Source organism: Mesorhizobium sp. M7A.F.Ca.AU.002.02.1.1, assembly GCF_003998535.1.
Taxonomy (GTDB): domain Bacteria; phylum Pseudomonadota; class Alphaproteobacteria; order Rhizobiales; family Rhizobiaceae; genus Mesorhizobium; species Mesorhizobium ciceri.
This window is the reverse complement of record NZ_RZPB01000482.1, coordinates 1-4750: the sequence shown is the minus strand read 5'-3', so window position 1 is coordinate 4750 and position 4750 is coordinate 1. Positions and strand designations below refer to the sequence as shown.

5 protein-coding genes and 1 pseudogene are annotated in these 4750 nt (G+C 62.7%); 5 read left to right on the top strand and 1 reads right to left on the bottom strand.

Translation table 11 applies throughout. The annotated features are described in order from the left end of the window. Window positions 1–419 (top strand): annotated as a pseudogene (locus tag EN879_RS24665) (NADP-dependent phosphogluconate dehydrogenase); the annotation flags it as partial. A 17-nt stretch (window positions 420–436) separates the two neighbouring features. Here the strand turns inward: EN879_RS24665 and EN879_RS24660 are convergent. Further along, a complete protein-coding gene (locus EN879_RS24660; RefSeq protein WP_063169024.1) occupies window positions 437–1492 on the bottom strand; it encodes a LacI family DNA-binding transcriptional regulator in 1056 nt (351 codons plus the stop codon). A gap of 152 nt (window positions 1493–1644) precedes the next feature. Between EN879_RS24660 and EN879_RS24655 the strand changes: the two genes are divergently transcribed. The 4 genes from EN879_RS24655 to EN879_RS24640 form a co-directional block, all read left to right on the top strand. Then, entirely contained in the window at window positions 1645–1869 is a 225-nt protein-coding gene (locus EN879_RS24655) for a hypothetical protein (RefSeq protein ID WP_127224157.1), read from the top strand. Window positions 1870–1895: 26 nt separating this feature from the next. Further along, window positions 1896–3134 carry an ABC transporter substrate-binding protein gene (locus EN879_RS24650; protein ID WP_063169023.1) on the top strand — a complete coding sequence of 413 codons (1239 nt, stop codon included), beginning with the start codon at window positions 1896–1898 and terminating at the stop codon, window positions 3132–3134. 81 nt (window positions 3135–3215) lie between these two features. Beyond that, window positions 3216–4103: a sugar ABC transporter permease gene (locus EN879_RS24645; RefSeq protein ID WP_024504415.1), complete on the top strand. Its 888-nt coding sequence runs from the start codon at window positions 3216–3218 to the stop codon at window positions 4101–4103. Between the two features lie 2 nt (window positions 4104–4105). Continuing rightward, window positions 4106–4750: carbohydrate ABC transporter permease (locus EN879_RS24640; RefSeq protein WP_164774557.1), on the top strand; the 645-nt coding region annotated here is incomplete at its 3' end.

Below are 4750 nucleotides of genomic sequence, written 5' to 3'. Positions count from 1 at the left end.
CCCAAGGTTTTGCGGTGATGAGCGGCGCGTCGAAGGAATTCAACTGGAACCTGCCGATGCCGACCATCGCCAGGATCTGGCGCGCCGGCTGCATCATCCGCTCGCAGATGCTCGACACCATGGCGGAAGCCTTCAGCAAGGGCGGCGCCTCGACCAACCTTCTGATGGCGCCGGCCTTCATCTCGCTGATGCAGGAAGCGCATCCGTCGCTGCGCCGCATCGTGGCGAGGGCTTCGGAGGCCGGCTCGCCGGTTCCGGCGCTGTCTTCCGCACTTGCCTATTTCGACAGCTATCGCCAGGGCCGCGGCACCTCGAACCTGATCCAGGCGCAACGCGACTTCTTCGGCGCGCACGGCTTCGAGCGTATCGACGACAAAGGCGCGTTCCATGGGCCGTGGGGAAGCGGTGCGGCTGGCTGACAAGCCGGCCCAAGAGCCTAAACGGAAACCGGGGGTCTGAACGCCTGAACCTCGCTGGTGGCGACCAGGCGCTGCAGCGAGCCGGGTGCGGCGCCGCCGATCCAGCCGAGCACGGAGCGGGCGAGATCGGAGCCGGCCAGGCGGAAGTTCTCGTTGACGACGAGCAATTCCGGCCGGAACAGGTGCAACAGGTCCGACGACTGCTTGGACACGACATCGACGTCGCGGCCAAGTTTGAGGCCGGCATCTTCGATGCCGGCGACGATAGCCAGTGTCGCGGCGGCAGCGCTGCTGACGAAGCCGTCCGGCCTGTTCTCGCGGCGCATCACCTGCGCGGTCCTGGTCCTGATCTGCTCGATCGTGTGATCGATGGAAACGGTGTTGAACGGAATTTCGCTGGCGCCGACCTCGCTCAGCGCATCGGCAAAGCCGTTCAGCGTGTGGCCATAATAGGTCAGCCCGGGTGGCGGCGACAGAAGCGCCAGCTTGCGCCTGCCCATGCTCGCCAGGCGGCGCACGGCTTCCATCGCGAATACATGGTTGTCGAAGTCATGGTAGGGGTGGACCAGGCCCATGTCGGTGCGGCCATGCGTGGCAAAGGGCATGCCGTGCTCGAGCATGTAGCGGGCGCGTGGATCGTTCGGTTGGGTGCGCGAGATGATGACGCCATCGGCCGAGCCGGTCTCGACGAGATAGCGGATCGGCTCCATCGGATCCTGCGAGCGGGAATAAGGCGTGACGATCAGGTGATAGGGCGTTTCGGCGAGCACTTCCGAAACGCCGTAGATGATGTCCGAGACGAAGCTCATGATCTCGCGGTCGGTGTTGAGCACGAGGCTGATGACATTGGTCCTGCCGGTGCGCAGACGCACGCCGGCGCGGTTCGGCCGGTAGCCGATCTGCTTGGCGACGAGTTGGACGCGGCGCCTGGTTTCGGCGCCGATTTCCGGGGCATCCTTCAAGGCGCGTGACACGGTGGTGACGCCGAGCCCGGTCATGAAGGCAAGCGTCTTCAACGTCGGCCGTCCCTGTGCCGAGTTCTCCCCGTTCTTGTCCGTACGCTGTCTGTCCATTCGTCCCGCCCGTCAGGCGCATAGCAGCCGCGGGCCATGTCGGCAATCGCCGTCATAGCGATACGATATGCGTCCCAGCCCCGGCAAAGCGTCAATATACTGAAACGTTACAGATTGCCAGTATCGAGATGTATGTCCTCGTCACGAGGTGGATGGTTCTTTTTGCGAAACGCATTGGGATTCCAGGAGAAATCGCCCTGCCGCCGCCTTTTGCCCGTATCAGGCGGCATTTCGGTGTTTGCGCCGCAGCAAACCATGCTGCAGTGCATGAGAAGCGCGATCATTCAGGCGGATTTGTTCGCGGCCCGAAAAAATATCGAGGGCGCTTCGTTGATGGGTTGCACAGCCCGCGCAATTGCCGTATCGAAAATCTGTAACGTTTCAGATTCTGGGAGGAGCCGAAATGCGATACAGATTTTTGACCGCTGCCCTGGCGGCGACGGCTGCACTGCAATTTGCCGGCCAGGCGGCCGCGACGGACCTGGAAGTCACCCATTGGTGGACTTCAGGCGGCGAGGCCGCGGCGGTTGCGGAACTTGCCAAGGCATTCGATGCGACCGGCAACCACTGGGTGGACGGCGCCATTGCCGGCTCCGGCGGCACGGCGCGGCCGATCATGATCAGCCGCATCACCGGTGGCGATCCGATGGGCGCCACGCAGTTCAACCACGGCCGGCAGGCGGAAGAGTTGGTGCAGGCCGGCCTGATGCGCGACCTCACCGACGTCGCCACCAAGGGCAAGTGGACTGATGTCGTGCGGCCGAAGAGCCTGCTCGACGGCTGCACCATCGACGGCAAGATCTATTGCGTGCCCGTCAACATCCATTCCTGGCAGTGGCTGTGGCTGTCCAACGAAGCCTTCGCGAAGGCCGGCGTGCCGTTGCCGAAGGACTGGAATGAATTCGTGGCGGCAGCGCCGGCACTGGAGAAGGCCGGCATCATCCCGCTCGCCGTCGGCGGGCAAGCCTGGCAATCCTCCGGTGCCTTCGACGTGCTGCTTGCGGCTGTGGGCGGCACGGACACGTTCCTCAAGGTCTACAAGGACAAGGATGCCAAGTTCGCCGCCGGGCCCGAAGTCGCCAAGGTCTTCAAGGCCGCGGACGATGCCCGCAAGATGGCGAAGGACACCAATGTGCAGGACTGGAACCAGGCGACCAACCTGGTCATCACCGGCAAGGCGGGTGGCCAGATCATGGGCGACTGGGCACAGGGCGAGTTCCAGGTTGCCGGCAAGACCGCCGGCAAGGACTATACCTGCCTGCCGGGCCTTGGGCTGAACGAGGTCATAGCCACGGGCGGCGACGCCTTCTACTTCCCGCTGCTCAAGGATGCCGACAAGAGCAAGGCGCAGGAGGTGCTGGCCGAGACGCTGCTCGATCCCAAGACGCAGGTTGCCTTCAATCTGAAGAAGGGTTCCCTGCCGGTGCGCGGCGACGTCGATCTCAACGCGGCGAACGACTGCATGAAGAAAGGCCTCGCCATCCTCGCCAAGGGCGCCGTCATTCCATGGACGGACCAACTGCTTTCGCAGGACACCCAGAAGCAGAAGGAAGACCTTTTCGCCGAATTCTTCGCCAAGCCGGAATTGACCGTCGAAGACGCACAGAAGCGCTTCGCCGACCTCATCGCTTCGGCGGACTGACGCTGGCGGCAAGCCACCTCGCTCCCGGCCTTGCGAATGCAGGGCCGGGAATGCACCGCCCTTACCCAGCCGGCTGACGAGATGAGCAAGAGCGAACGCCCCAACCTTCTGTTCCGCAACCTCAATGCGAAGGTCGCCTCGATCCCGATGATCCTCACCGCCATGGTGGTTTTCGTCGGCGGCACCGTTTGGACGGTGCTCTATTCCTTCACCAATTCGAAGCTCTTGCCGCGGCTGAATTTCGTCGGGCTCGACCAATATTACCGGCTGTGGGCGACGCCGCGCTGGCTGATCTCGATCGAGAACCTGCTGATCTACGGCGCGATCTCGCTGGTGTTCTCGCTGGTCATCGGCTTCCTGCTTGCAGCACTGCTCGATCAGAAGATCCGCTTCGAGGACACGTTGCGCACCATCTTCCTCTATCCTTTCGCGCTCTCCTTCATCGTCACCGGCCTGGTCTGGCAGTGGCTGCTCAATCCGGATTTCGGCATCCAGCATGTGGTCCGTGACTTAGGCTGGACGAGCTTCAGCTTCGACCCGCTCTACAATTCCAGCATCGTCATCTACGGCATATCGATCGCGGCGCTGTGGCAAGGCACAGGGCTCATCATGTGCCTGATGCTGGCTGGCCTGCGCGGCATTGACGAGGACATCTGGAAGGCGGCGCGGGTGGATGGGATCCCGATGTGGAAGACCTATCTGTTCATCGTCATCCCGATGATGCGGCCGGTCTTCATCACCACGCTCGTCATCATCGCTGCCGGCATCGTCAAGGTCTATGACCTCGTCGTGGCCCAGACCAGCGGCGGCCCAGGCATCGCCTCCGAAGTGCCGGCCAAATACGTCTACGACTATATGTTCTTCGCCCAGAACCTCGGCCAGGGCTTTGCTGCCTCGACCATGATGCTGCTCTCGGTGGTGATCGTCATCGTGCCCTGGGCCTATCTCGAGTTCGGGCGGCGCAAATGAGCATGGCAGACATCACCGCTCAAGCAAGCACCGCCGCCGGCGCGCGCCAGGGCATCACCGATCCCTACGGCCCGAAGCCGCGCCGCGTGATTTCGCGCCGCAACGTCTTCCTATACGGCACATTGTTCGTCATGGCGGTCTACTACCTCTTGCCGCTCTACGTCATGGTCGTCACCTCGCTCAAGGGCATGCCGGAGATCCGGCTCGGCAACATCTTCTCACCGCCGCTCGAGATCACTTTCGAACCGTGGGTCAAAGCGTGGTCGACTGCCTGCACCGGCCTTAACTGCGACGGGCTCTCGCGCGGCTTCTGGAATTCGGTGCGCATCACCGTGCCGTCAGTGCTGCTGTCGATCGCCATCGCCTCGGTGAACGGTTATGCACTGGCCAATTGGCGCTTCAAGGGCGCCGATACGTTCTTCATCATCCTGATCGTCGGCGCCTTCATTCCCTACCAGGTGATGATCTATCCGATCGTCATCATCCTGCGCGAGATCGGCCTCTATGGCAGCCTCAGCGGGCTGGTGATCGTCCATTCCATTTTCGGCATGCCGATCCTGACGCTGCTGTTCCGCAATTATTTCTCCTCGATGCCGGAGGAGCTGTTCCGGGCGGCACGTGTCGACGGTGCCGGCTTCTGGGGCATC